Raw genomic sequence first — 22,999 nt, forward strand, 5'->3', positions numbered from 1 at the left:
GGTGGCGATGCCGCGTCTAAGGCACCCGTTCGGCCCGCGAAAACACTTGTCCGGAGAATTTGGCTGCTCAGCCGCCGCGGCTTTTTGGGCCCGGCGGAAGCTTCGAGTTGTCGTGGACAATACGACTTTGCCGATATGGTCGCGAACTGCGCGGCGCCGTTGGTGGTCAGGCCCGGATTGTTGTCTCGCAGGTCGTTGAGGAGTTGAAGGCCGGATACGCCTCGAGAAATTAAGCCGCACACCGACTTTCCGGCCTCGATCGCTTGGCCCGGGTCCTGGAAGCCGATCCCTGCCTTCGTCAGGTCGTCGATGAAGACCTCGTTGCTCTCATCTGTGGCCGCCTCGCCCTCGCCGTGTATGGGGTACGCCGGTGGCGCGACAACGATTCCCAGCGAGACGCCCAGAAGTGCTAAGAAAAGTTTCACGAATCCTCCCTCGATGGTACGAAAATCATTGTGGTGCGGTTCTTTACCCCAGCTTGCATTCGGAACCGGTGCCCGTGACCTCTTCGCCCTCTGTCACGTGCACGGCGTGTACGCCAGGGGTTGTTCTGAGTTTGGCGACCAGGTCATCGAGGTTGGCCTCGTCGACGTTCCAGTGCTGCACTTGTTCGGGCATCTCCTGCAGCTGGGCGATGATGCGGTCGAGCTTGACCGGACCCGTGCGACGCTCGCCGGTGATGGTGGGGGCGTGGATGCCGGTCGAGCTGACGACGCGCGCCGCCGGGGCGCCCAGCGCACCCCCCCGCCAGGCTGTCCAGGGTCGCCTCGTTGACCAGGCCGCTGGGGAAGCCGGGCACGGCGGCCGCCGCGACGCTGGTGGCCGGTAGTGCGCTGGAGGCCAGCCTGATCGCCGGGGTGGCGGTCGCCCAGCTGGGTGGCACCGATAACTTGCCCACCGTTGGCGCGTTGCCTAGTACTGCCGATACGGGCTTAGCCGGGACGGCCGCGGCGACGTGCCCCGGGGACGTCAGGCCGGCGCCTAACGATGATTTGGACATCGCGGCGAAGTTCGTACCGACCTTTGCGAGCGAGTGGCCTGCGTCGTACAGCTGGATGGCTTCGGTGATCTGGTCGTCAGTCAAGCCCTGACGGCGGACGGGTACGTCAGCATCGCGAAGCAGCCTGATGACACTGCCCTTGCTGAGGCCGAAGCTCTTGGCTATGGCAGTCGACGGCTCGCCTGATTCGTAGCGAGTGATGATCTCGGCGATGGCTTGTGGTTTGAGGCGCTGATCGAGCTTGAAGGGCTTGGGCGGGGCGGCGGGATGTCCCTTGATGGCGAGTGAAAACTGCCGTCATGGCTTCTGACCAGCGATTTTGTTAAAATAGCGACGGATCTCTGGAACGAGTCAAGTTTCGAGTAGCGTTGCAGTAGCTCCACCAAGATCAATGGCATTTTGCGTGCCTCGTTTGAGGCTTCTGACGACAACGGCAGGCTCCTCGGCGACCGCGACTGAAAAGCGGGGTGGCGCAGGAATGCCGCAAATCACGGACTCGTGGCTGTCGCAAGTCGGCTGTCTCGCACAGCGGATGGAACATTCGATTGACGTTGCACGGTTCGACGTAGCTGCCGGTCGCGGTTGTTTGACGCTACTTCCCCAAACGGGAAAGGCGTTGTGTCGCAACCATAGTCAGACGCGTCCATTAGACGGCACGACTTTAGTCGATGTCATTGCGCCTAATGGTCGATCACCGCGCGAGCCACTTCGGTCACTTGTGGAACGCACAGATATCCAAGGCGATTAGGAGCGATGCGGTGAAGTGGTAGCTGGTACCGACCGCGGATTGGCTCACTCGATCGCCGTAGGCGTCGGCCAGTGCGTGTAGCGCTCGCCAGCCCGTGCAGTGGCCGCAGATGATGTACCGAATATCAAAGGGTTCCAGGCCGTCGACTGTTTCGGGGATGATCCGTTCCATGACCCCACCAAGATGTAAACCGCCCATCACGGCGTGGATCGGGATATCGGGAAACAGGCGGCGCACTTCGGTGCATACATTGACGATGCCGGCGTGAGAGCAGGCACTAAAGACAATGAGGCCCAGATCGCGAACGTGGACAACCAGCATCCGCTCGTCTAGAAGCAACGGATCCGGTTGCCAGTCCGCGGATCCGCCGGCGGGTCGGCACATGTGATCATCACGGCCCTTCTCAAAGGCCGTAACCCGCGGGATCTCGCCGCTGTAGTACGCGTGCCCGTCGCCCAGCAAGCGAGCCTCGTCGTCGTTGACCACCGTCGCGCCATGGCTTCGAAGCTCGTCTGGTGTGGGCACCATCTCGACCGGTATCACCGCGCCACGCGACAGTCGCACCGCGCGCTCGTTGAACATCTGGGAATTGACGTGCACGGTCACCGATCCCCGTTGTGCGACGATCGCATCGACGGCCGCTGTCAGCGCCCCTATGTGGTCCCAATGTCCGTGGGTGATCGCGATTTCCTCGACGGCTCCCAAATCGAGGTCCAGGGAGTCGCAGTTCCGAAGGAACGCAGCGGGTTCGGTACCGGTGTCGAACAGAAACGCGTGCTCGGCGGCGGCTAACCGGGTACGGAGCAGTAGGCCATAGCCAAGGTTGGCCACAAGCAGCGAATGGCCTGAGATGATCCTGGCGCCGCCGTTGATGACGTTGTCAATTTCGGAGCGGGCGAACGGCGTCTTGCTCACATAGGTGTCGCTGACGTTGTCGCTGATGACATCGACCTGCAACGAATCCAACGCAACCAGCGCTTCAACGGCGAGGCTCACCTCTTCACCCACCCGCCTGACCCAGAGACGGCAACCAGAGAGCATGGCATCTGCACGATGGTACGCAGGCACCGTCACGTCAGGAGGCTGCGATCACAGCGCGGCTCATCGCAGCGCGCAGGAAAACTTCCCCTGCCCACCGCGCCGAGAGTCTCGGTGGGCACGCCGTCGATGACGACGGCTGGCCACTGATCAACACCGCCTTCGCCAGGCCGGCATCGTCACGTGATCGGTTACATCGGGTCCGACGCCGTGGGGCGAAGCCGCTGGCTTAAACCGAGCACCTAGCGACGCCGACCGCCTAACGCGACAACAGAGCCGACCGTGAATGCAACTCGGCGTCCGACACCACCGTCGTCACCGTCCGCTTCGGGGCTGGTCCACTCCACCTGAGCTGTACCGGACAGCTGAAGGCTGGCGCCGGTGACAAAGTCGACGAACAACAGGGCAGCCTCATCGTCGACCGCCAGGTTGCCGAAGCTGTTGAACATGTTGTTGCCCGGGTAATCCGGCCACCACAGCCGTGTGGGGGAGTCGACCCGGACAAATCCGGCCGGACCTCCGCGGTGCGACGCATCACTGCCCCGGGTGGGATGCGTTGTACCCAGGAAGAAGGTATCCGCGGCTTCGATCATCGCCCGATCAGCGGCGATCAAAGATGTTGTGTGCCTTGAGTGTTCCACGGGAGAGGTGACCGCGGAGACGTAGATGTCGCGCCGGTGGATGTACTGCGGGCAGTTCCCGTACGCCTGGTCGACGCGCACCGTCATGCCCGCGTTGTCCCGATCGACGAGGCTGCCGTTGATGCGTATTCTGCGTCGGGCAGCGAACTCGATGGCGATCAACCCGATCTGTTGTCCGACGGGCATTCCATGCAGGGGATCGCCTTCGCGCGCTGCGGCCGCGATCTGCAACGTGTCGTTGCAGCCGCGCAAGAATCCCGGCTGTCCCGACAGGGGGGAAATCCACAGCAACCCCTCGCCGTCGCGTCCGGTCAACGCGGCAAACCGCTGCCTGGTCAGGAACTGGGTAGCACCTGCGGATAATTGGTTCGCGCCGAGCATGTTCTCCAGCCGTTTTGCGGCGGCTTCGACGCCGGCCCGGCGTTGGGTGGCTATCTCACCCTCGTGAAAACCCGTTACGGCCACAGGCTGAGCAACGCCGCCGGTGGTGCAAAACTTCCCGTTGCCTGACCCGTACCGTCGTCAGCGAAATCTTGCGTCCTGGTACGCGTTGCTCGCGTGCTTCAGCTTCGCAACGCTGCCCGGCCTGCGGCACGGTGACAACAGCTCGAGGACCGCGTCAGCCATATCGCGGGCCTTCGATACCACCGGGTCGATGTTGTGTGGCTCCTTCGCGAAGCGCAGCGCCGCGGCTCTCAACTCGGCCTTCTCTTCGTCGGTGGGTGCGTGGTGGCCCAGCCAGTGGTCGCCAAGAAACCAAAAGACCCGCACCGCCAGGTCGTCGGCGTGCTCAAGTTGACTCATATTTCAGAATTCGAAGCTGTGCGCCCTACGGATGGGTGTTTCACATCACCAGGGCGCGGACCGGGCGCCCCGGGACGCAAATCCGGTCAAGACGCACCGGTGGCTCAGCGCCTCCGGGGCTTATGAGTGCTCACCAGGTCGCGGATCAGCAGCCCCACCAAGGCCGCCACGCATAGTGGCACGTACAGCCTGAAGTTGTTTGAGGCGTGCTCATACAGCGCGATGTAGGCGATCGTTACGAGCGCCATGATGGTGAGCAGAATGTCGCGGATAACCTTGTCCGTGCTCATGCTTCGACCTAACTTTTCGGTCGGCAGTTTGCCGCGAACATCAGCATAAACCTCCCAACCTCATTTCTCACCGACCTATTTCGCGCGCCGCTGAAATGACGTGAATTGCGCGATACAGTCGTGGCGATTCTGCGACACACGGCTCATCATTTTCACCGACCGGAGATCTCGCGGAAAACGGCTACCACCTCTGCACGAGCGAAGCGCAAGCTCTACTCTGACCCCATGGCACCGACGCCGCGCCCGCGCCGATCCGCTCTCTATCTCCCCGGCAATAAAGATCGAGCACTCGAGAAGGGGAAATCGCTACCCGCGGATGTGTTGATTTTCGATCTCGAGGATGCGGTAGGCCCCGACGCCAAAGTCGATTCCAGAATCAGGGTGTGTGACGCGGTCTCGTCAACGGGCTATCGGCCTCGCGAGATTGTGGTGCGCATCAATGGTGCAGGCACCGACTGGCATGACGACGATCTGGCCGCCGTGGCCGGTTCGGCCGCCGACGGTGTGCTGGTGCCGAAGGTCGAGACGGGACAAGAGGTCCAAGCGCTGGCCGACGCGCTCGACGCGCTCGACGCGCCGCCGTCGTTGCAGCTGTGGGCGATGATCGAAACGCCGCGGGCGATATTGCGGGCCGAGGAGATCGCCTCGGCCAGCGATCGATTGACTGTGCTGGTCGTCGGCACCAACGACCTGGTGAACGATCTCCATGGCTTGCACGTACCCGGGCGTGCGCCCGTCGCCCCGGCGTTGTCGTTTGCGGTATTGGGTGCGAGGGCTGCGGGGAAAGCCATCTTGGACGGCGTGTTCAACACCATCGCCGACGAGGCTGGCTTCCGGGCCGAGGCTCAGCAAGGCCGCGAGCTGGGTTTCGACGGCAAGACGCTGATCCATCCGTCCCAGGTTGGCCCGGCGAACGAACTGTTCGGCCCCTCGGAACAGGAATTGGCCGACGCACGCAAGATCGTCTCGGCCTACCAGGAAGCCCGGGCAGCGGGAACCAGCGTTATCACCGTCGATGGCCGCATGATCGAAAGCCTGCACGTGCGCGATGCTCAGCGGATCCTCGCGCTGGCTGACCTCATTTCCGAGCTGCAATCCCAATGACGGTCCGCCCGAGCCCATTTCGGGCCGATCTCCTGCAAGGGAAGGTCGCGCTGGTGACCGGTGGGGCTACCGGACTCGGACTGGAGATCGCGCGGGTATTGGGCACTCACGGCGCGCGTGTGGCCATCTGCAGCCGAAAAGAACCCAATCTCCAAGCCGCGGTTGCGGCGTTGCGGGAACAGGGCATTGAAGCCAGCTACGGCGTGTGCGATGTTCGTCGTGGCGACGAGGTGACGGCGGTCGTCGAGGAAGTGTTGGCCACCTTCGGCCGACTCGATGTGGTGGTCAACAATGCCGCCGGAAACTTCCCGGTGCCGATCAGTGAACTCAGTCCTAACGGATTCAAAGCAGTGGTCGACATCGACCTGCTGGGAACGTTCAACGTATCCAAGGCGGCATACGACCTTTGGCTGCGCGATCACGGTGGTGCAGTGGTCAACATCAGCGCGGCGATCCAGTACCGCGGCATGGCCTTGCAAGCGCACGTCGTTGCGGCCAAGGCCGGTGTTGACGCGTTCAGCCGCGCCTGTGCGATCGAATGGGGGCCTAACGGTGTTCGGGTCAATGTCGTTGCCCCCGGGGCGATGTCGGGAACCGAGGGGGTCCGCAGAATCGCCGGCGACGACCAGCACCGGGCTATCCAGAATCCGCTGCGACGTCCCGGCTCGACCACCGAAGTCGCCGAGACGGTGCTGTTCCTGGCCGGCGACGCCGCGTCTTATGTGACCGGAGCAGTGCTGGTGGTCGACGGCGGTGGCTGGTTGACCGCCAGCGGCGTACCGGATCTACCGGGCTATCACTGACAACGATCACGCAACGGCGAGATCACGGCCCAGGCTCGGAGTCTCCTGGCCGATTAGGTGTTTTGCCCCGATCCGCATTATTCTTGCCCGCGGCTCATTGTCGACTCAGGAAAAGTAGATGCTGATTCAGCCCACCCTGCGACGGGCACAATCGCCGCGCAGCGCTCAACGTGTGATCTTCCCGAAGATCGGTCAGTGCTTCGACGTCGAAGTCACCCGGGAGACCGACGGGTGGCTCGTCCAGATCCCCGAGATCGCCGCGATGGCTCGTACCGGCCGCCGCTCGACCATCGAGTTGGTGGCGCGCGAGTGCATCGCCGCTCGCACCGGCATCCCGATGGGTTACATCAGCGTCTACGTGACGAAAGAGACCCGCTAGCGCCGCAACTGCGGTGCTCAGATTTTCACGGTCAGCGGCCAGACCTTCCAAATGTCGTCGCAATACTCCGCGATCGCGCGATCGGATGAGAACTTACCGCTGCGCGCGGTGTTCAGGATCGACATCTTGGTCCACGACTCCCCATCCAGCCACGCGGCGCTCACCCGGCCCTGGCACTCCACGTAGGAGGCGTAGTCGGCGCACACCAGGAAGGGGTCGTCGTAACGCAGGTTGTCCACCAACGGCTTGAACACCTCGGTGTCGCCGTGCGAGAACGTCCCGTCGGCAATCAGATTCAGCACCGCGCCCAGCTCGTCGTTGCTGTCGATGTACTCCGCCGGGCGGTATCCGCGTGCCTTGAGCGCCTCAACCTCGTCGACGGTCAGGCCGAATAGGAAGAAGTTCTCTGCTCCGGCCTCTTCGCGAATCTCAACGTTGGCGCCATCGAGCGTGCCGACCGTCAGGGCGCCGTTGATCATGAACTTCATATTGCCGGTGCCCGAAGCTTCCTTACCGGCGGTCGAGATCTGCTCGGAGACATTGGCGGCCGGATAGATCAGGTGCGCGTTCTGCACGTTGAAGTTCGGTATGAATGCGACCTTTAGGAACTTGTTGACCATCGGGTCGTTGTTGATCGTGTCACCGACGGCGTTGATCAACTTGATGATCCGCTTGGCCAAGAAGTAACCGGGCGCTGCCTTGCCGCCGAAGATGAAGGCGCGCGGCGGAATTGAGAGCTCCGGGTTTTGCTTCAGCCGATAGTACAGCGCGATGATGTGCAACACGTTGAGGTGCTGGCGCTTGTATTCGTGAATCCTCTTGACTTGGATGTCGAAGATCCATTGCGGGTTCAGTTCGACGCCGGTCGTCTCGTGGATGAAGTTGGCCAGCCGCGCCTTGTTGTTGCGTTTGATGTCGCGCCACTGCTCCCGGAAGGACGAATCGTCGATGAACGGTTCCAGTCCACGCAGCATGCCCAGGTCCGTCAGCCAGCCATCCCCGACGGTGCGGTCCAGCAGCTCGCGTAGGCCGGGATTGGACAACGCAAGGAACCGCCGTGGTGTCACGCCATTCGTCTTGTTGCTGAAGCGCTCCGGCCACATCTCATAGAAATCTTTAAGCACACTGGATTTCAGTAGCTCCGAGTGCAGGGCGGCAACACCGTTGATAGCGTGGCTGCCGACGGTTGCCAGGTGTGCCATCCGGACGAACTTGGCGCCGTCCTCGCCGATCAGCGACATCCGGCGCACCCGGTCCGCGTCGCCGAGGAATCGGGTGCGCACCTCGTTGAGGAAGCGCCGGTTGATCTCGTAAATGATCTCCAGGTGTCGCGGCAGCGAGTCGCCGAACATCTCCAGCGGCCACGTCTCGAGCGCTTCGGGCAGCAGGGTGTGGTTGGTGTAGGCGAATGTGGCGACGGTGATGTCCCACGCCTCCTCCCACGCCAGTCCGCGCTCGTCGATCAGCAAGCGCATCAGCTCGGCGACTCCGATAGATGGATGAGTGTCGTTGAGCTGCAAGGCGAATCGCTGGGGGAGTTCCCGGACGCCCGCGTCGGCGAGATCGTCCATGATGTGCAGCACGTGCTGTAGCGAGCAGGACACAAAGAAATGCTGCTGCAGCAGACGGAGCCGCTTGCCGGCTTCGGGTTCATCGTTTGGGTAGAGCACCTTGGTGACCGTCTCCGAGGTCACCTCATCTTCGACCGCTTTGTAGTAATCGCCGGTGTTGAAGGCGTCCAGTGCAAACGACTTGACCGCCCGCGCGCTCCACAACGTCAACACGTTGCAGGTGTTGACGCCATAGCCCTGGATGGGCGTGTCGTACGCAACGCCTTTTAGTAACAACCCCGGCACCCATCGGGAGCGCTCGCGCCCGGCGTCGTCGGTATAGCGCTCGACGTAGCCGCCCCATTTGACGAGATAGTTGACGTCGGGTTTAGCTATTTCCCAAGGATTTCCGCGATCCAGCCAGTTGTCGGTCTGTTCGACCTGCCAACCATCGTGGATCTCCTGGTCGAAAATGCCGAATTCGTAGCGGATTCCATAACCGATTGCCGGCCGCTCCAGAGTGGCCAGCGAGTCCAGATAGCAGGCCGCGAGCCGGCCGAGGCCGCCGTTGCCCAGCCCGGGTTCTTCTTCGCAGGCCAGCACCTCGTCAAGCCGCTGTCCCATCGCGGCCAGCGCGGACTTCGCTGCCCCCTCCAAGCCCAGGTTCAGCAGGTTGTTGCCCAGCTGCGGGCCCATCAGGAATTCGGCCGACAGATAACAGGTCACCTTGCGTCCGAGGTCGAGCGAGGTCTGCGTCGATGCCACCCGACGGTCCTGCATGCGGTCCCGCACGGCCAGCGCCAGGGCCCGGTAGTAATGCTCGGGCCGCAGCGCCGCGGCCGGACGGCCGATCGAATACCGCAAGTGATCGGTGATCGCGCGTTGCAATGCGGGAGCGCCCATCCCGGTACGGGAGTGCTCGGTCAGGTCGGCCGGCCGGGATCCGGCGGCCGACATACCGTCGGAGGGGGTCTGATCGAGATCGGTCATGTGAGTCCTACTCCCTAGATGTGGTGGCAGTATCGCACCGATCTGGTCGGCTTGGCGCAGTTCGTCAGGCTGACAGCGGTGTTTGCATTCCTGGCGCGAAACGGACGACGGCCACATGAACGCAACCTCACGCACTGGCGACAAACCGGCGTTGCCGGGGCAGACGAAGGCCGGGCAAAATCTCCTGCTGTGAAGCAGGTGCCGTTGGCGTCGCCGGGGGCGCGCTGGTTGATCGCGGCGGCCGTGCTCGGCTCGGGGATCGCCTTACTGGACGCCACCGTGATCAATGTCGCGCTGCCGGCCATCGGGCGAGAGCTGGGCGCGGACCTGACCGGCCAGCAGTGGGTGCTCGACGGCTACCTGCTGACCCTGAGCGCGTTGCTCCTCTCCGGCGGCGCGGCGGGCGACCGCTATGGCCGTCGCCGGGTATTCCTTGTCGGGTTGGCCGTCTTCACCGCGGCATCACTGGGCTGCGGTCTCGCCCCGACCATTGGCTGGTTGATCGGCGCCCGGCTGGGGCAAGGTGTCGGCGCGGCCGCATTGGTTCCCGGCAGCCTCGCGTTGATCGATGCCGGAATCACCGACGACGACCGGGGCCGCGCGGTGGGAATCTGGGCGGGCATGTCGGGGGTGACGACGGCGCTGGGCCCGTTCATCGGCGGGTTCCTGGTCGACTCGGCGTCGTGGCGCTGGGTGTTCTTCTTGAACGTTCCACTCGCCGTCGCGGTGGCGTGGATCGCGGCCCGCCACGTTCCCGAATCACGAAATCCGGCCGCCTCTGGCCCTCCGGATATCTTCGGAACATCCTCTGTCGCAGTCGGTTTAGGTGGAGTGGTATACGCGCTGATCGAGATTCCGGCACGGGGTGCGACGCTGAGCACCGTCGCCGCCGCCATTGTCGGCGTCGCCGGGCTGGCTGCCTTCCCGCTGATCGAAGAGCGGGTGCAGTCACCGTTCTTGCCTCTCAAGCTCTTTCGTTGCCGGCAGTTCACCGGTGCCAACCTGACCACCCTGGCCGTGTACACCGCGGTCGGTGGTGCGCTGTTCCTGTTGGTCCTGCAGCTGCAACAAAGCCTGCACTACTCGGCGCTGTGGGGTGGGCTGGCGACGCTGCCGATGACGATCATCATGCTGGTCGGTTCCCCATGGATAGGCGCGGTCGCACAGCGAATCGGGCCGCGGATCCCGATGACGGCCGGGCCGCTGATCGCCGCGGCAGGCGTGGCTCTGATGGCGCGCGTCGTGCCCGGGGCGACTTATCTGGGTGCGGTTCTGCCTGCCGTAGTCGTGTTCGGCCTCGGCTTGGCGATCACCGTGGCGCCGCTGACTTCGGCAGTCCTGTCCGCAGTCCCCGACAGCTATTCCGGCACCGCATCCGGTGTCAACAACGCGATTTCGCGCGTCGCGGGACTGCTCGCCGTCGCCGTGCTGCCGGTCGCGGCCGGGATCCGTGCGAGCCCCGGGCAACCACTGGGCCCCGGCTTCTCACTGGCGATGCTGATTACCGCCGGCATCTGCCTGATAGGTGGAATCACGGCGTGGGTGACCATCCGCACTGGCGCCGTCGTCGCACACCAGGTGCTGCCGGGAATCAACCACGCCTGCCAAGACCCATCCACCCGACGCGCCCGCGATGTTGCCTAGTCGAAGATGACGACCGCGCGTAGACGTGTTGTGATACAGCCGCTTTGACCCTGACAATGCCAGCAAACAATCAAGCTGGCAACAGCGAGCTCGCTCGACTAGCCGGTGACCGTCATCTGGTCGTCACCGCTGTCCCACGATCGCATGAAGACGTCGATCGGGACCTGCTCGTCGCGGCCCTGCTCGCTGCCGCTGTCGTTGAGGTGCACGATGCCGGCCGCGGTGTCGACACCGGTCACCACCACGGCGTGGTTCGCCAAGGGCTCACCGTCCGAGTTTTTGTCCTCGACGGGCTCACCCCAGATGATTTCGGCGTTGACCCCGGCAATGACCTTGTGGCCCTTGGCCAGATCCTGCTCGAGCGCCACCAGGCCGGTTGGGACGTGTGTCGTCGCGGCACTTTGCTTGTCGGTGCTTTCGGCACGGATTCCATAGTGCGCCAACAGTGTCGGTTCGTCGTCGAATGAAGTGCCCTCGCCGCTCTTGTGTTTCTTCGGCTTGGTGTAGATCGGCCCGGGGTGAACGCTGCTGGGAGTCGATTGGGCCAGTTTGACGATCTCGTGCTCGGAGGGCTGCTTGCCGGTCAGTTCGCCGACCACGTCGGCAACCGCCATCTCCACGCAGTCGTCGTCGTATTGCTGGTAGCGCCAGAACGGGGCGGCTGCGGTGGGGTCGCCGTAGAGCGTGCCCGCGCCGCTGGGTAGGCCGGGGCCGCCCGGAGCGGCGTGGGCTGTGCCCACCGCCAACCCGAGGGCGACCGCGCCGGTCAGCACCGCAACGGCAGCGCTGCGGGCCACGGTCGCAATCCTGATCATTCGGTGTCCTGTTCCAGAGCTTCGCGGCGGTGCGGTGACTGTCCAGGAAAGGGTCTCTTGCTGACCTCCACGAATTCTTGAAGTCCTGGTCCGAATAGGCGCAGGCGCGCGTTAGGGTCATGCTCCATGACTTCTGCCCACGTCCGAACGCCGATGCGTTTCGACGTCAGCGACGTGGTCGGGGAGCAGGCCTCGCTGGCCGCGACTTACTACCCGGCACGCAACGACATCGCAGCCCGCGCGCTGCTCGTCTGCCTGCCCGGCGGCACCTACAGCCGCGAATACTGGGACCTGCGCGTTGTCGGCCACAGCGGATACAGCTTCGCCGACTTCGTCACCGAGAACGGCTATGCCGTCCTGACGGTCGACCCGTTGGGCACCGGCGAAAGCTCAAAGCCAGCAAGCGATTTCGACTTCACCGATATCGCCACCGCGCTCGCCCGCGCCGTCGCCGTGCTGCCCGCCGCAATCGGTAACCACGCGCCGCCCATCGCGGTAGCGCATTCGCTGGGCGGTTATCTAGCGATTACCCAGCAAGCGCTGTTCTCCAGCTATGCAGGGCTCGCGAATTTCGGATGCACCAATCAGCACGTCGCACCGCTGAACTTGGACCCGGCGTTCATTGCCCGCGCCGCCACTGCGGACGGCCGCGCGGCGCTTGCGCAAGAGATCCTTTCGGCTCTTCCCGAAGCGTATTTCGAGGGCCCGCGCGAACACTTACAGGGTTGGTTTCACCTCGACGATGTTCCGGCCGATGTGGTGGAAGCCGACAGCGTAACCGCGAAATCGGTGGTGCCGCGGGTATTTGGCACGGCCATGATTCCCGGCGTTGTCGCCCAGCACGTCGCGCTGATCGACGTCCCGGTCCTGCTCGGCTACGGCGTGGTGGACGTCTCGCCGAACCCGCGCGCCGAGGCCGCCCTGTATTGCAGTAGCCCCGACATCACCACGTTGGTGGTGGCCGGCAGCGCACACTGTCACAACATGGCATCGAGCCGGCACCGGCTGTGGCGGCGACTGCTCGCGTGGACGGAAGGCGTCGTCGCCCTCAGTGGGCGCCGGACAAGTTCAACGTAATCACGCCCACGATGATCAGCCCGACGCCGACGACTTTCGCCACGGAGATCGGCGAGCCCAGAAACAGCACGGCGATCAGCACGATCGCCGCGGTACCGATCGCCGACCACAACGCGTAGGCGACGTCTGTCTGCATACCGCGCTGGATCGACCAGGCCAGCAGCGCTAAAGAGGCGCCGTAGCCGAGCAGGCAAATCACGGTCGGCCATAAACGGCTGAAGCCTTCGGTGCTCTTGAGCAGGCTCGTCGACACCACCTCCGCGACGATCGCGCCGAACAGGAGCAGGTATGTCAGTGCGCCTCCTTGCATACGGACGTGTTTACACCACCCGCACGACCTCGTGGTCGCGACGCTCACTGGGCCGTCGGCCGTAACGTGGCGCTATGATGACGAGTCTCAACGACCGCCTGACGCGCTCCACGCCAGCCGCGGTGAGCCTGTTCCGGTTGGTCTACGGGTTCCTGTTCGCCTGCTACGGCTCGATGCTCCTGTTCGGCTGGCCGGTCCGGCCGCCCGCGCCCGTCACGTTGGGAGCATGGCCCGGCTGGTATGCGGGACTCATCGAATTCGTTGCGGGGCTACTGATCTCAGTCGGATTATTCACTCGCCCCGCCGCATTCGTCGCCTCCGGCCACATGGCGGTCGCTTACTTCTGGATGCATCAACCGCGCTCGGTGTGGCCGATCGGTGATCCACCGGCCGGCAATGCCGGAACCCCGGCGATCCTGTTCAGCTTCGGCTTCTTGCTGTTGGTGTTCGTCGGCGGGGGCCGCTACTCGGTCGACGCCTGGCGCAAACGCTGATCAGATCAGTTGCCCCACCGACCCTGCGAGGCCGCTAATTCCAACAGGGTGACGCCGTCGGTCTGGCGCTCACGCAGCACCTGGCTGGGAAATGTGTAGGGCGGCGCCGCCTCGGGGCTGCGCTCTGCCTGCGCGGCGATCGCGTCCATCAGCGTGCGCGCCATCGCTAACCGTGGATAGCGGGCGTGGATCGTGGCCGCGATTTCGTCGTCGATGAATTCGGCGTCGCGGCCGAAATCCGCACCCACACCGCTGCGCACCAGGTGGCACAGCGCGCCCCGCCGGTCGGCGATGCCCATCGAGGTGTGTAGGGCAATGGCCTCCCACACGCCGTCCACCAGCGCGCGCTCGCAGCCGTGTTCGGTCAGCAGCGCGGCCGCGAGGTCGGCGCCTTCGACTTCGAACCGCTGCTTGCCGGGCGCCGCGGAGCCAGCGCCCAGGTCGTGCAGGACGCATCCCAAAAACAGGGCGTCCCCGTCGTAGTCCGCGCGAGGGCGCATTCCCTCGCGTGCGGCGATCAGTTCGCCGAACAGGTAACTGCGCACGCTGTGGTTGAACACCGACGGCGACTCGGTCGACTGCGCCAACCGGATCGCGGCCTGTGCGACGGCGGTGTCGGGGAGAGCGGAAATGACCTGCATAGCGAGAACATTAGGGTCGCCACCGTCATCTGGTGAGTGGCTGAAACGACACGATCCCCACGATTTGAGCCACGATGCCGGGGGGCCGTGCCTGCGCTTCGCATCGATCAGTGATAATGACGTTCTCTAGTTTGGAGAAGGCATTTCCGTTTAGCGGACCGTCCCGTGGAGGTCGACGATGAGCGCCAACCAACGATGCGACGGGATGGTGGCCCTGGTCACCGGCAGCAGCCGCGGACTGGGTAAGGCAATCGCCGCGCGGCTTGCCGCGCAGGGTGCCGCGGTCGCGCTGACCGCCCGAACGATGGACCCCGATCCCAAATACCACGGGTCATTGCGCGAGACCGTCGATGAGATCGTCGCCGCGGGCGGGCGGGCTGTTGCCATCCAGGCGGATCTGTCCCAACCCGAGGAACGCGAACGGCTGTTCGTCGAGGTGGTGGATGCCGTTGGCGCCCCGGACATCCTGGTGAACAACGCCGCGGTCACCTTCCTGCGGCCGCTCGACGGGTTTCCCGAGCGGCGTGCCCGGCTGATGATGGAGATGCATGTCCTTGGGCCATTGCATCTGTGCCAGTTGGCAATTCCCGCGATGCGCGAGCGCGGTCGGGGCTGGATTCTGAACCTGACCTCGGTCGGCGGCGACTTACCGCCCGGGCCACCGTTCTCCGAATTCGACCGAACCGCCGGCTTCGGGATTTACGGCACAGCCAAGGCCGCGCTCAACCGACTGACGAAAAGCCTTGCCGCGGAACTGTACGACGACGGTATCGCCGTCAATGCCGCCGCTCCTTCCAATCCCGTGGCGACCCCGGGCGCGGGCACCCTCGATCTCGCCAAGACCGACACCGAGGATATCGAGCTGATCACCGAGACCGCGTACCGGTTGTGCACGGGAAATCCGAGAACCCTTACCGGTCGTGTTGCCCATACCCAGGCCTTCCTCGCCGAGGTCGGCTGGTTTGCGCCCGCCGGCTGATGGTCGAGGTCGACCTCGACGAGCTGCGAAACCGGCTCGCGGCTGCCGACATCACCGACGTCACCGCGTTGGCCGGCGGTGCCTCCAGCTTCACCTTTCGCGGCGCGCGATCCGGCCGGCCAGTGGTGATCAAGCTCGCCCCGCCAGGCGTTGAGCCGATCGCGCACCGGGATGTGCTGCGGCAGGCCCGCATCCTCAAAGCGCTTGCCGGGACTCGGGTTCCGGTTCCTGAGGTGCTATGGGAGGAGCCGGGGGATCCGCCCGCCACCCCTCCGCTGTTCGTGATGTCACACGTCGACGGCGACTCCGCCGAGCCGCTGTTCGACGGTTGCGCACCGGCACCCGAGGTGGTCGAGCGCTACCGCAACGCATGCCGAGCGATGGCCGCATTGCACAGTCTGTCACCGGGCGACCTCGGGCTGCGCGGGGAACCGGTCGTCGAGCCGGTCTCGGAAGTCGAGCGCTGGTGCCAGACGTTGCAGACGGTCGATGCGGCGCTGGTTCCCGGCTGGCAGGGCGTACGCGAAGCATTATTGCGTTGTGCGCCAACGGCTATCGGGTCGAGCGTGGTGCACGGTGATTTCCGGCTGGGCAACCTGATGGCCGTCGGAGCCAGCGTCAACGCGGTAATCGATTGGGAGATCTGGTCGATCGGTGATCCGCGCATCGATGTGGGCTGGTTTCTGATCAACTGTGACTCCGAGACCTACCAACGTGTTGCGGCCCCGGCCGGTATCGCACCGCCGATTGCCGAACTCGCCGAGATCTACCAACGCGAACTGGGGCACGAGGTCGCCGACCTGGCCTGGTTCAGCGCGCTGGCATGTTTCAAGTCGGCAGCCACCTGGTCGCTGATCGTCAAGCACAACCGCCGAAGGCATACCCCGCGCGAAGAATGGGAAGCCATGGCATCCATGTTGCCGAGGCTGTTGACCCGTGCCCGGTCGATTGTGGACTAAGCCGACGGGAGGTCGGTTACCCGCACCGGATGAAAATATTCTGGCAATACATTCCGACACCGTCCCAGTTCTTCTCTATTGGGCGGCCACGGTCCGCCGGGTTCGTGAATATCGAGGGCGCGTCAATCGTGTCGAATTGACCGAGTTCTGGGATCACTGGAATCGGGGTAGGGCCGTCGGGATCCGCCTGTGCCAGTCCGGTACCGCCGCAGAGGGCAATGACGCTGATCGCACCGGCAACCAGTCCGCGAGCGCACGCACGAGCCTTCATAGCGCCCTCTCTGTCGTTGCCTTGTGTCAGCCTCCTGCAATTTTAGCCGGTGGCCGGCTATAGGGGCCAATGCCAGCGTGCCGAGGCCGCATCGCATATCAATTACGAACGCGCAACAACTCTGCCGGATCGGCCAGCAAATTCCCCGGCTCGAATGTCACGGCGCATACGTTGTTGCCCGTGAGGGGGAAAGCCCTGGTCTTGCGTCGCGCCGGCGTATTTGACGTGTGCGTGGCCATGTCCGTGATCATGGCTCCCACGGCGCGAGGGGATCCCGACACCGAGTCCGTCGCTGCTGCCGCGGCACCGGCCGGCGGGCCGGTGGCCTCGAATCCGCCGGCAACGATCACGACACCCGATGGCTGGAGCCTGGGCCTCGGCGCCAAGGACGAGGCCCAGGTGCCCGTCTCACCGCTGACGACCGCGATCTCGTCCCGGGAGTACCTCTCGAGCGGAGTATTCGTCGGTTCGCTAAGGGGGCCCGAACAAGCCCAGGGCATCCTCGAAGTGGGTTACGAGATCGGTTGTGGAATCGACATGAGCACGTCCAATGGTGTCGAGGTGGGCGGCGACGCCGGGCTTACCCCGTCGCTGGGTTTCACGGGCGCGTTTCCCATACCGGGAACCCTCCTGCCGGTGATTTCCGCCCCGATGGGCGGTTCGATCAATATGGGGCTCAAGCCCGGCTTCGTGATCGTCGTACCGGTAGTCAAAAAGCAGTTCCGGGGCGCGAATCCGTGGGTGATGATCAGCAACTTCCACGTCAAGATCGACGGCTGCGTGGGCCAGTCGTTCATTCGCCCCTACGCCACGCTGACCCGGGTGACCGATCTTTCCGACGTGGTGCTGTCCTACGTCGGTGTCACCACAGCCGTCTGAGGGCTAGCCGCGGGGGATGCCGGCCAGCTTGTCGGCGAACTTGGCCTCGGCGGCCGCACGCAGCCGCAGCAGGTGTTCGGAGGGAAACAGATCCGGCGCGGGCTCGCGGTCTTTGAGCAGCAGGCGGGCCAGGGTCACCTTGTGCACTTCGGTCGGGCCGTCGGCGAGGCCGAGTACAAAAGACTCCACCAGATACTGCACGAACGGCATCTCATGCGTGGTACCCAAGGATCCGTGGAGTTGCAGTGCCCGCGCCGACACGTCGTGCAGCACCTTCTGCATCATCGCCTTGACCGCGGAGATGTCGGCGCGCACCGCCTTGTAGTCGTTGAATTGGTCGATCTTCCAAGCGGTTTGAAGGGTGAGTAGCCGAAACGCCTCGATCTCCATCCACGAGTCGGCGAGCATCTCCTGCACGAGCTGCTTGTTGGACAGGGCCTCGCCCTGGGTGTGGCGTGACACGGCCCGTTCACAGATCATGTCGAAGATCCGTCGCACCAAGCCGACGGTGCGCATCGCGTGATGAATGCGCCCGCCGCCCAGGCGGGTTTGCGCCACGACAAATGCTCCGCCCCGCGGGCCCAGCATGTGATCGGCCGGCACCCGCACGTTCTCGTAACGGACGTATCCCTCGCGCCCGCCGCCGAGTGGCTGGTAGCCGAGTCCGACGTCGCGCATCACGTTGATGCCGGGTGTGTCGCCCGGGACGACGAACATCGAGTAGCGCTGGTAGGGAGGTGCGTCGGGGTCCGTCATTGCCATCACGATGAGGAACGACGCCATCGAGGCGAACGACGAGAACCACTTCTCGCCGTTGATGATCCAGTGATCACCGTCGGGCACTGCGGACGTGGTGAACACCTTCGGGTCCGCACCGCCTTGTGGTTCGGTCATCGAGAAGCAGGACACGATGCGGTTGTCCAGCAGCGGCTCGAGGTAACGCGACTTCAGTTCGGGCGTGCCGTAGTGCGCGAGGATTTCGCTGTTCCCGGAATCGGGAGCTTGGGAACCGAACACGATCGGTGCGCACTCCGAACGACCCAGAATCTCGTTGAGCAGAGCCAGTTTCACCTGACCGTAGCCCGGGCCACCCAGATGCGGGCCGAGGTGGGTGGCCCACAGTCCGCGGTCCTTCACGATCTCCTGCAGTGGTGGGATCAGCGCTTGGCGCACCGGATCGCCCAGATCGTGCGACTCCTTGACGATCAGGTCGATGGGCTCGCACTCGGTGCGCACGAAATCCTCGACCCATTCGAGTTGTTGCGCCCAGTCTGCATCAGTGGAGAAATCCCACGACATCTTTCATTCCCTTCATTTCGTCAGTGCGAGTTGCTTTGCGCCACCACTCCGGCGTTCACGAGCTCGGTGACGGCGTGTTCATCGAATCCCATTTCGTGCAGTAGGGCGTTCGTGTGATCGCCCGGCAACGACGGCGACGAGGGCGTCTCGGGCTGGGTACGTGAGAAGCGTGGCGACGGCGCGGGCTGGGTGATTCCATCCATCTCGATGAAGGTGTCCCGGGCTACCAGGTGTGGATGCCGCGGCGCCTCTGACAACGAAAGAACCGGTGTTGCACAACATCCTGGTGAGTCGAGGAGTTGTTCCCACTCGGCGCGCGACTTCTCGGCGAAGCGTCTAGCCAGCGCCGTGCGGTGTGCGGCCCAGCCGGCCGGTTCGTCGTCGTCGTGAGGAACGTCGACGCCAAGGCGATCACAGAGTTCGGCATAGAACTTGGGTTCCATTGCACCTACGGCGATATGGCGGCCGTCCGCGGTGGCATACGTGCCGTAGAAATGTGCGGCACCGTCGAGCAGGTTGTCCTGGCGATGGTCGCGCCAGGTGCCGGCGGGCACCATCCCGAAGTAAGGGGCCAGCAGCGTGGCGACGCCATCGACCATGGCGACGTCGAGTACCTGACCTTCACCGGAGTCGCGGGCCTCGAGAATGGCGCTGAGCAGGCCGACCGCCAGGAGCATTCCGCCGCCGCCGTAGTCCCCGACCAAATTAAGTGGCGGAATGGGTGATTCGGCGGTGCCGATGCCGTGCAGCGCACCGGCCAGTGCGAGGTAATTGATGTCGTGGCCGGCGTGACCGGACAGCGGTCCGTCCTGCCCATAGCCGGTCATCCGGGCGTAGACAAGACGCGGATTTCGGGTTCGCAGCGCGTCCGGGCCGATGCCCAGCCGCTCGGCCACACCCGGGCGGTACACGTCGACGAATGCGTCGGCGTCGGCGACCAGCCGGTGCACGATATCCCTGCCGCGGGGATCCTTCACGTCGGCGGCAAGGGACCGCTGGCTGCGGCGGACCGTGTAGTCGATGGGGAGTGGACCGCCCACGCCCGCAACAGGGTCGACGCGGATGACGTTTGCGCCCAAGTCGCCCAACAACATCCCGCAGAATGGTGCTGGCCCCAGGCCTCCCATCATCACGATGCGGACGCCGCCCAGCGGACCGCTCACTGGCTCTGTCCCGAAGACCACTTCTGCCGGCGCGCGGCCGCTTCCTCGGTGGCGTGCGAGATCACCTGATTGCGGTTCTCCAACTCCAGCGCCGAGGAGAGATTCGCCGCGTCGGTGTTGACCTGCAACGCGCGCTTGGTCAGCTGCACCCCCAGCGGGGAAAGATCTGCGATCGACGATGCCAACTCGACCGCACGGTCGGTCAGCCGATCCGGCTCGACGAGCTCGCTGACCAGACCGCGCCGTTCGGCCTCCGGGGCCGACACTGTGCGACCGGTGAGCATCCAGTCCGCCGCGACACTGGTCCCGACGATGCGGGGGAGGTGATAGCTCATGCCCATCTCGGCGCCCGACAACCCGAGCAGGATCGCAGCATTACCGAATGATGCTGCCGCCGAACAGATACGGATGTCGCAGGCGAGGCACAGCGCGAACCCCGCGCCGACGCACGGGCCGTTGACGGCGGCGATGACGGGCGCGGGCAACGCGCGCAGAGCCTCGGCCAATGCTGCCATCCTCTCCTGAAACCGCATCCGGTCCAGTGCGGGCGCCGTGGCCTCGAGCATGCCGGGCCCGAAGTCGCGCATATCGATTCCGCGCAAAAGCCCCGCTCGGTGCCCGTGAGGACGACAGCGCGCGCCGAGCCGTCGTCGGCTAAATCGCTGAAGACCTGGATCAACTCGGATTGCATCACCGCGTTGATCGCGTTGAGCCGCTCGGGCCGGTTCAGGCGCAGGATGACGACGCCGTCACGGGGCCGGTCGAGGTTGAGCGTGCTCGGCATGGTCACACCCGCTCGACGATCGCCGCGGTACCCATGCCGCCACCGGTGCACATGGTCACCAGTCCAGTTGTCAGGTCACGACGTTCGAGCTCGTCGAGGATCGTTCCGATCAGCATCGCGCCGGTGGCACCGATCGGGTGGCCCAGGGCAATCGCGCCGCCGTTGACATTGACCCGGTCGGGATCGATGTCGAGGTCGCGGATCGTCTTGAGCGGCACCGCGGCGAAGGCCTCGTTGATCTCCCACAGGTCGATGTCCGCCACCGTCATGCCGGCTCGCGCCAGGCAGCGCTGCGCCGCCGGACCCGGGGCGGTCAGCATGATGATGGGCTCGCTGCCGATCGCGGCAGCCGCCCGGATCTGGGCGCGCGGTTTCACTCCGTTGGTCTGCGCCCAATTCGGTGAGGCGAGCAACACCGCCGCCGCACCGTCGACAACCCCGGAGGAATTGCCGGCGTGATGAACGTGGTCGATCTGATCGATGCTGGGATAACGCTCGAGGCAGATCTCGTCGAAGGTGCGGTGTTCGCCGCCGGCGCATGCCGCACCCATCGCCGCGAACGCCGGCCGCAGTCGCGCCAGCGTCTGGGCCGACGACCCGGGGCGGGGGTGCTCGTCACGGGCGAAGGTGCCGTCGGGCGTAGCCACCTCGACCAAGGAGCGATCGAATCTGCCCTCGTCGATGGCGGCGGCGCGGTCCTGGCTAAGTGCGGCATAGCTGTCGACGACCTCGCGGGTGAAGCCCTCGAGTGTCGCGATCAGATCGGCCGAAATACCCTGCGGCACCGTCGGATAAGCCGCACGGAAGTCTGTGTTGTTGCCGTCGATGGTCGGCACTCCGGCCGTGACGTCCCAGCGGGACATCGATTCGACGCCGCCGGCGATCACCAGATCTTCGCTGCCCGCGGCGATCGAGGACGCCGCGACGGTGACGGCTTGCTGACCCGATCCGCAGAACCGGTTCAGTGTCATCCCCGGCACGGTCTCGGGCCAGCCGGCCAACAGAACGGATAGGCGCGCGATGTCGTCGCCGTGGTCACCGGAGAGGATGCCGTTGCCGGCGATCACGTCATCGACGTGCGCTGGGTCGAAGCCGGTGCGCTTGGCCAGCGCTGCGAGGCAAGTGGCGAACAGCGTCTGCGGATGCACGTCGTGTAGTCCGCCGTCCGGGCGGCCGCGGCCTCGGGGCGTGCGTACCGCATCGAGAATCCAGGCGTCGATGGTGGGCTCCGATCGTTGTACGAGGGTTTCGATACGGCACCGTTGATTCGTTTCCGATCGTAATGGGTCTCGCTATTTTGGAGAATAATCCTCTCAAAAATAGCGAAGCTATTCTCGGTCGCGCTGGGACACCGGCGCGGGTTTGGGTCCCTCGAAAGAACATGGCCCAGTGGGCGGCGCCTACTTGATCGCAATCGGTGTGGTCGGGGAGCCAACGGCCCCGCTGATGCGAAGCGGTGGGGCGACAAACATGAAGCTCCACTTGCCATCGGCCGCGCAGTCTTGCGATAGCGCATCCAGATCGAGAATCTCGGCCAGCGGCATGCCCATGTCGCGGATCAAGATGCAATGCAGCGGTAGCAGGGTCGCCGTTTGACTTGGCACGACTTCGACGGCCCAGTTATCCGCGCCGACAGCGGCGACGCGCCGGTCACGCAGCCAGCGTGGACAGTCGATACCCAGTCCGGGCTCGGCCTCCATCCACCCGTCCTTTCCTTCTCTTGCTAAGCGCTGCCGCCAACCGGTGCGAACCAGGAGAAAGTCGCCATCACCGACGGTCACGCCTTGTGCGCGCTCGGCCTCCTCGAGGTCGCCGACGGTGACCGCGGTACCGGGCCTCAACCAATCGGCACCATGCAGTCGAGCGATGTCGAGGAGTACGCCTCGACCGACGATTCGATCGCTGAAAGCATCAATCGCCAATTGCTGGGCGCCATGGAGGGCACTGACTTGGTCGATGCCATAGCCGTTATACAGTTTGCCGGCGTAAGCGATGTGCGACAGGGCGTCCCACTGAGTGCCGGACTGCAACGGCATGACGATCCAATCGTCGGCCACCTGCGGGCCGTCAGGATTCCAGTTGCCGGGTTGCATGGACATTAGGTGAACGGGATTGACCCGACCGATAAACCCGTTTTGCGGCCCATCCTTCCCGACCGGAATGCTCAACTGGAATACCTTGCCGGTGACGATTTCGCCGGCGGCTGCTTGAATGTGACTGGCAGTAACCAGGTTTAGCGTGCCGATCTGATCGGCCGCACCCCAGCGTCCCCAGTTGGACAGCTCTTGGCCCAGGGCTTTGAAGTCGATACTCATGATTGCAATTTAATGCGGTGGT

24 protein-coding genes and 2 pseudogenes are annotated in these 22,999 nt (G+C 64.5%); 10 read left to right on the top strand and 16 right to left on the bottom strand.

From position 1 onward, the window contains the following. Nucleotides 1-83: 83 nt before the first annotated feature. From H7K34_RS14165 to H7K34_RS26945, 3 genes and pseudogenes are all read right to left on the bottom strand, one after another. Nucleotides 84-425: pseudogene (locus H7K34_RS14165) on the bottom strand (DUF732 domain-containing protein); the annotation flags it as partial. A 43-nt stretch (nt 426-468) separates the two neighbouring features. Next, the gene (locus H7K34_RS26940) at nt 469-618 is read right to left on the bottom strand and encodes a hypothetical protein (RefSeq protein ID WP_264063624.1); all 150 of its coding nucleotides are present in this window, start codon (nt 616-618) and stop codon (nt 469-471) included. Then, entirely contained in the window at nt 569-883 is a 315-nt protein-coding gene (locus H7K34_RS26945) for a hypothetical protein (protein ID WP_264063537.1), read from the bottom strand. Before H7K34_RS26945 ends, H7K34_RS26940 begins: the two co-directional genes overlap by 50 nt. On the opposite strand from H7K34_RS26945, the gene H7K34_RS26950 reads away from it, so the two are divergent. Further along, complete coding sequence (locus tag H7K34_RS26950; protein WP_264063625.1) at nt 771-1,091, top strand: hypothetical protein; 321 nt, start codon at nt 771-773, stop codon at nt 1,089-1,091. The genes H7K34_RS26945 and H7K34_RS26950 overlap by 113 nt on opposite strands. A gap of 621 nt (nt 1,092-1,712) precedes the next feature. On the opposite strand, the gene H7K34_RS14185 is transcribed toward H7K34_RS26950, so the two are convergent. The 4 genes from H7K34_RS14185 to H7K34_RS14200 all read right to left on the bottom strand — a co-directional run bounded on the left by H7K34_RS14185 (nt 1,713) and on the right by H7K34_RS14200 (nt 4,521). Continuing rightward, complete coding sequence (locus H7K34_RS14185) at nt 1,713-2,744, bottom strand: MBL fold metallo-hydrolase (RefSeq protein WP_264062640.1); 1,032 nt, start codon at nt 2,742-2,744, stop codon at nt 1,713-1,715. A 284-nt stretch (nt 2,745-3,028) separates the two neighbouring features. Beyond that, nucleotides 3,029-3,892, bottom strand: coding sequence for a pyridoxamine 5'-phosphate oxidase family protein (locus tag H7K34_RS26775; protein WP_264062641.1), 864 nt, complete (start codon nt 3,890-3,892; stop codon nt 3,029-3,031). Nucleotides 3,893-3,949: 57 nt separating this feature from the next. After that, nucleotides 3,950-4,231 (bottom strand): hypothetical protein, encoded by a 282-nt coding sequence (locus H7K34_RS14195; RefSeq protein ID WP_264062642.1) that lies wholly within the window; start codon nt 4,229-4,231, stop codon nt 3,950-3,952. 104 nt (nt 4,232-4,335) lie between these two features. Continuing rightward, nucleotides 4,336-4,521, bottom strand: coding sequence for a hypothetical protein (locus H7K34_RS14200; protein WP_264062643.1), 186 nt, complete (start codon nt 4,519-4,521; stop codon nt 4,336-4,338). A 225-nt stretch (nt 4,522-4,746) separates the two neighbouring features. Between H7K34_RS14200 and H7K34_RS14205 the strand changes: the two genes are divergently transcribed. From H7K34_RS14205 to H7K34_RS14215, 3 genes are all read left to right on the top strand, one after another. After that, nucleotides 4,747-5,625, top strand: a complete 879-nt coding sequence (locus H7K34_RS14205; RefSeq protein ID WP_264062644.1) for an HpcH/HpaI aldolase/citrate lyase family protein — start codon at nt 4,747-4,749, stop codon at nt 5,623-5,625. Continuing rightward, nucleotides 5,622-6,428: an SDR family oxidoreductase gene (locus tag H7K34_RS14210; RefSeq protein ID WP_264062645.1), complete on the top strand. Its 807-nt coding sequence runs from the start codon at nt 5,622-5,624 to the stop codon at nt 6,426-6,428. Before H7K34_RS14205 ends, H7K34_RS14210 begins: the two co-directional genes overlap by 4 nt. Nucleotides 6,429-6,546: 118 nt before the next feature. Then, entirely contained in the window at nt 6,547-6,807 is a 261-nt protein-coding gene (locus tag H7K34_RS14215; RefSeq protein ID WP_235616624.1) for a long chain fatty acid-CoA synthetase, read from the top strand. Between the two features lie 17 nt (nt 6,808-6,824). Here the strand turns inward: H7K34_RS14215 and H7K34_RS14220 are convergent, their stop codons facing one another. Beyond that, on the bottom strand, nt 6,825-9,314 hold the full coding sequence (locus H7K34_RS14220; RefSeq protein ID WP_264063538.1) for a glycogen/starch/alpha-glucan phosphorylase: 2,490 nt from the start codon (nt 9,312-9,314) through the stop codon (nt 6,825-6,827). 222 nt (nt 9,315-9,536) lie between these two features. Here H7K34_RS14220 and H7K34_RS14225 point away from each other — a divergent pair, with 222 nt between their 5' ends. Beyond that, the gene (locus H7K34_RS14225) at nt 9,537-10,991 is read left to right on the top strand and encodes an MFS transporter (RefSeq protein WP_264062646.1); all 1,455 of its coding nucleotides are present in this window, start codon (nt 9,537-9,539) and stop codon (nt 10,989-10,991) included. Between the two features lie 98 nt (nt 10,992-11,089). On the opposite strand, the gene H7K34_RS14230 is transcribed toward H7K34_RS14225, so the two are convergent. Beyond that, a complete protein-coding gene (locus H7K34_RS14230; RefSeq protein ID WP_264062647.1) occupies nt 11,090-11,806 on the bottom strand; it encodes a cysteine peptidase family C39 domain-containing protein in 717 nt (238 codons plus the stop codon). A 126-nt stretch (nt 11,807-11,932) separates the two neighbouring features. Between H7K34_RS14230 and H7K34_RS14235 the strand changes: the two genes are divergently transcribed. Continuing rightward, nucleotides 11,933-12,883, top strand: a complete 951-nt coding sequence (locus H7K34_RS14235) for an alpha/beta hydrolase (protein WP_264062648.1) — start codon at nt 11,933-11,935, stop codon at nt 12,881-12,883. Here H7K34_RS14235 and H7K34_RS14240 read toward each other — a convergent pair. Next, complete coding sequence (locus H7K34_RS14240; RefSeq protein WP_264063539.1) at nt 12,855-13,178, bottom strand: DMT family transporter; 324 nt, start codon at nt 13,176-13,178, stop codon at nt 12,855-12,857. The genes H7K34_RS14235 and H7K34_RS14240 overlap by 29 nt on opposite strands. 89 nt (nt 13,179-13,267) lie before the next feature. Here H7K34_RS14240 and H7K34_RS14245 point away from each other — a divergent pair, with 89 nt between their 5' ends. After that, on the top strand, nt 13,268-13,687 hold the full coding sequence (locus H7K34_RS14245) for a DoxX family protein (RefSeq protein WP_264062650.1): 420 nt from the start codon (nt 13,268-13,270) through the stop codon (nt 13,685-13,687). A 5-nt stretch (nt 13,688-13,692) separates the two neighbouring features. Here H7K34_RS14245 and H7K34_RS14250 read toward each other — a convergent pair whose 3' ends face one another. Then, entirely contained in the window at nt 13,693-14,328 is a 636-nt protein-coding gene (locus tag H7K34_RS14250; protein WP_264062651.1) for an HD domain-containing protein, read from the bottom strand. A gap of 178 nt (nt 14,329-14,506) precedes the next feature. Here H7K34_RS14250 and H7K34_RS14255 point away from each other — a divergent pair, with 178 nt between their 5' ends. The 3 genes from H7K34_RS14255 (at nt 14,507) to H7K34_RS14265 (ending at nt 17,416) form a co-directional block, all read left to right on the top strand. Continuing rightward, a complete protein-coding gene (locus H7K34_RS14255; RefSeq protein WP_264062652.1) occupies nt 14,507-15,307 on the top strand; it encodes an SDR family NAD(P)-dependent oxidoreductase in 801 nt (266 codons plus the stop codon). After that, nucleotides 15,307-16,266 (top strand): phosphotransferase family protein, encoded by a 960-nt coding sequence (locus H7K34_RS14260; protein WP_264062653.1) that lies wholly within the window; start codon nt 15,307-15,309, stop codon nt 16,264-16,266. Before H7K34_RS14255 ends, H7K34_RS14260 begins: the two co-directional genes overlap by 1 nt. Before the next feature lie 466 nt (nt 16,267-16,732). Continuing rightward, nucleotides 16,733-17,416 carry an MspA family porin gene (locus H7K34_RS14265; protein WP_264063540.1) on the top strand — a complete coding sequence of 228 codons (684 nt, stop codon included), beginning with the start codon at nt 16,733-16,735 and terminating at the stop codon, nt 17,414-17,416. Nucleotides 17,417-17,419: 3 nt separating this feature from the next. On the opposite strand, the gene H7K34_RS14270 is transcribed toward H7K34_RS14265, so the two are convergent. The 5 genes and pseudogenes from H7K34_RS14270 to H7K34_RS14290 form a co-directional block, all read right to left on the bottom strand. Beyond that, nucleotides 17,420-18,715, bottom strand: coding sequence for an acyl-CoA dehydrogenase family protein (locus H7K34_RS14270; RefSeq protein WP_264062654.1), 1,296 nt, complete (start codon nt 18,713-18,715; stop codon nt 17,420-17,422). A 20-nt stretch (nt 18,716-18,735) separates the two neighbouring features. Beyond that, nucleotides 18,736-19,878, bottom strand: a complete 1,143-nt coding sequence (locus H7K34_RS14275) for a CaiB/BaiF CoA transferase family protein (RefSeq protein WP_264062655.1) — start codon at nt 19,876-19,878, stop codon at nt 18,736-18,738. Beyond that, nucleotides 19,875-20,668, bottom strand: a pseudogene (locus H7K34_RS14280) (enoyl-CoA hydratase/isomerase family protein). The gene H7K34_RS14275 and the pseudogene H7K34_RS14280 overlap by 4 nt, the downstream one beginning before the upstream one ends. Next, nucleotides 20,665-21,870 (bottom strand): acetyl-CoA C-acetyltransferase, encoded by a 1,206-nt coding sequence (locus H7K34_RS14285; RefSeq protein ID WP_264063541.1) that lies wholly within the window; start codon nt 21,868-21,870, stop codon nt 20,665-20,667. The pseudogene H7K34_RS14280 and the gene H7K34_RS14285 overlap by 4 nt, the downstream one beginning before the upstream one ends. A 192-nt stretch (nt 21,871-22,062) precedes the next feature. After that, the gene (locus H7K34_RS14290) at nt 22,063-22,977 is read right to left on the bottom strand and encodes a cyclase family protein (protein WP_264062656.1); all 915 of its coding nucleotides are present in this window, start codon (nt 22,975-22,977) and stop codon (nt 22,063-22,065) included. Nucleotides 22,978-22,999: the final 22 nt, after the last annotated feature.

Source organism: Mycobacterium montefiorense, assembly GCF_025823255.1.
GTDB classification, from domain to species: domain Bacteria; phylum Actinomycetota; class Actinomycetes; order Mycobacteriales; family Mycobacteriaceae; genus Mycobacterium; species Mycobacterium montefiorense.

What these genes read in the sequence shown, in the direction of transcription:
- H7K34_RS26940 (WP_264063624.1), bottom strand. Translation starts at nt 618, where the DNA reads ATGCCCGAACAAGTGCAGCACTGGAACGTCGACGAGGCCAACCTCGAT.
- H7K34_RS14195 (WP_264062642.1), bottom strand. Translation starts at nt 4,231, where the DNA reads ATGAGTCAACTTGAGCACGCCGACGACCTGGCGGTGCGGGTCTTTTGG.
- H7K34_RS14200 (WP_264062643.1), bottom strand. Translation starts at nt 4,521, where the DNA reads ATGAGCACGGACAAGGTTATCCGCGACATTCTGCTCACCATCATGGCG.
- H7K34_RS14205 (WP_264062644.1), top strand. Translation starts at nt 4,747, where the DNA reads ATGGCACCGACGCCGCGCCCGCGCCGATCCGCTCTCTATCTCCCCGGC.
- H7K34_RS14210 (WP_264062645.1), top strand. Translation starts at nt 5,622, where the DNA reads ATGACGGTCCGCCCGAGCCCATTTCGGGCCGATCTCCTGCAAGGGAAG.
- H7K34_RS14215 (WP_235616624.1), top strand. Translation starts at nt 6,547, where the DNA reads ATGCTGATTCAGCCCACCCTGCGACGGGCACAATCGCCGCGCAGCGCT.
- H7K34_RS14220 (WP_264063538.1), bottom strand. Translation starts at nt 9,314, where the DNA reads ATGTCGGCCGCCGGATCCCGGCCGGCCGACCTGACCGAGCACTCCCGT.
- H7K34_RS14230 (WP_264062647.1), bottom strand. Translation starts at nt 11,806, where the DNA reads ATGATCAGGATTGCGACCGTGGCCCGCAGCGCTGCCGTTGCGGTGCTG.
- H7K34_RS14235 (WP_264062648.1), top strand. Translation starts at nt 11,933, where the DNA reads ATGACTTCTGCCCACGTCCGAACGCCGATGCGTTTCGACGTCAGCGAC.
- H7K34_RS14245 (WP_264062650.1), top strand. Translation starts at nt 13,268, where the DNA reads ATGATGACGAGTCTCAACGACCGCCTGACGCGCTCCACGCCAGCCGCG.
- H7K34_RS14250 (WP_264062651.1), bottom strand. Translation starts at nt 14,328, where the DNA reads ATGCAGGTCATTTCCGCTCTCCCCGACACCGCCGTCGCACAGGCCGCG.
- H7K34_RS14255 (WP_264062652.1), top strand. Translation starts at nt 14,507, where the DNA reads ATGAGCGCCAACCAACGATGCGACGGGATGGTGGCCCTGGTCACCGGC.
- H7K34_RS14260 (WP_264062653.1), top strand. Translation starts at nt 15,307, where the DNA reads ATGGTCGAGGTCGACCTCGACGAGCTGCGAAACCGGCTCGCGGCTGCC.
- H7K34_RS14270 (WP_264062654.1), bottom strand. Translation starts at nt 18,715, where the DNA reads ATGTCGTGGGATTTCTCCACTGATGCAGACTGGGCGCAACAACTCGAA.
- H7K34_RS14290 (WP_264062656.1), bottom strand. Translation starts at nt 22,977, where the DNA reads ATGAGTATCGACTTCAAAGCCCTGGGCCAAGAGCTGTCCAACTGGGGA.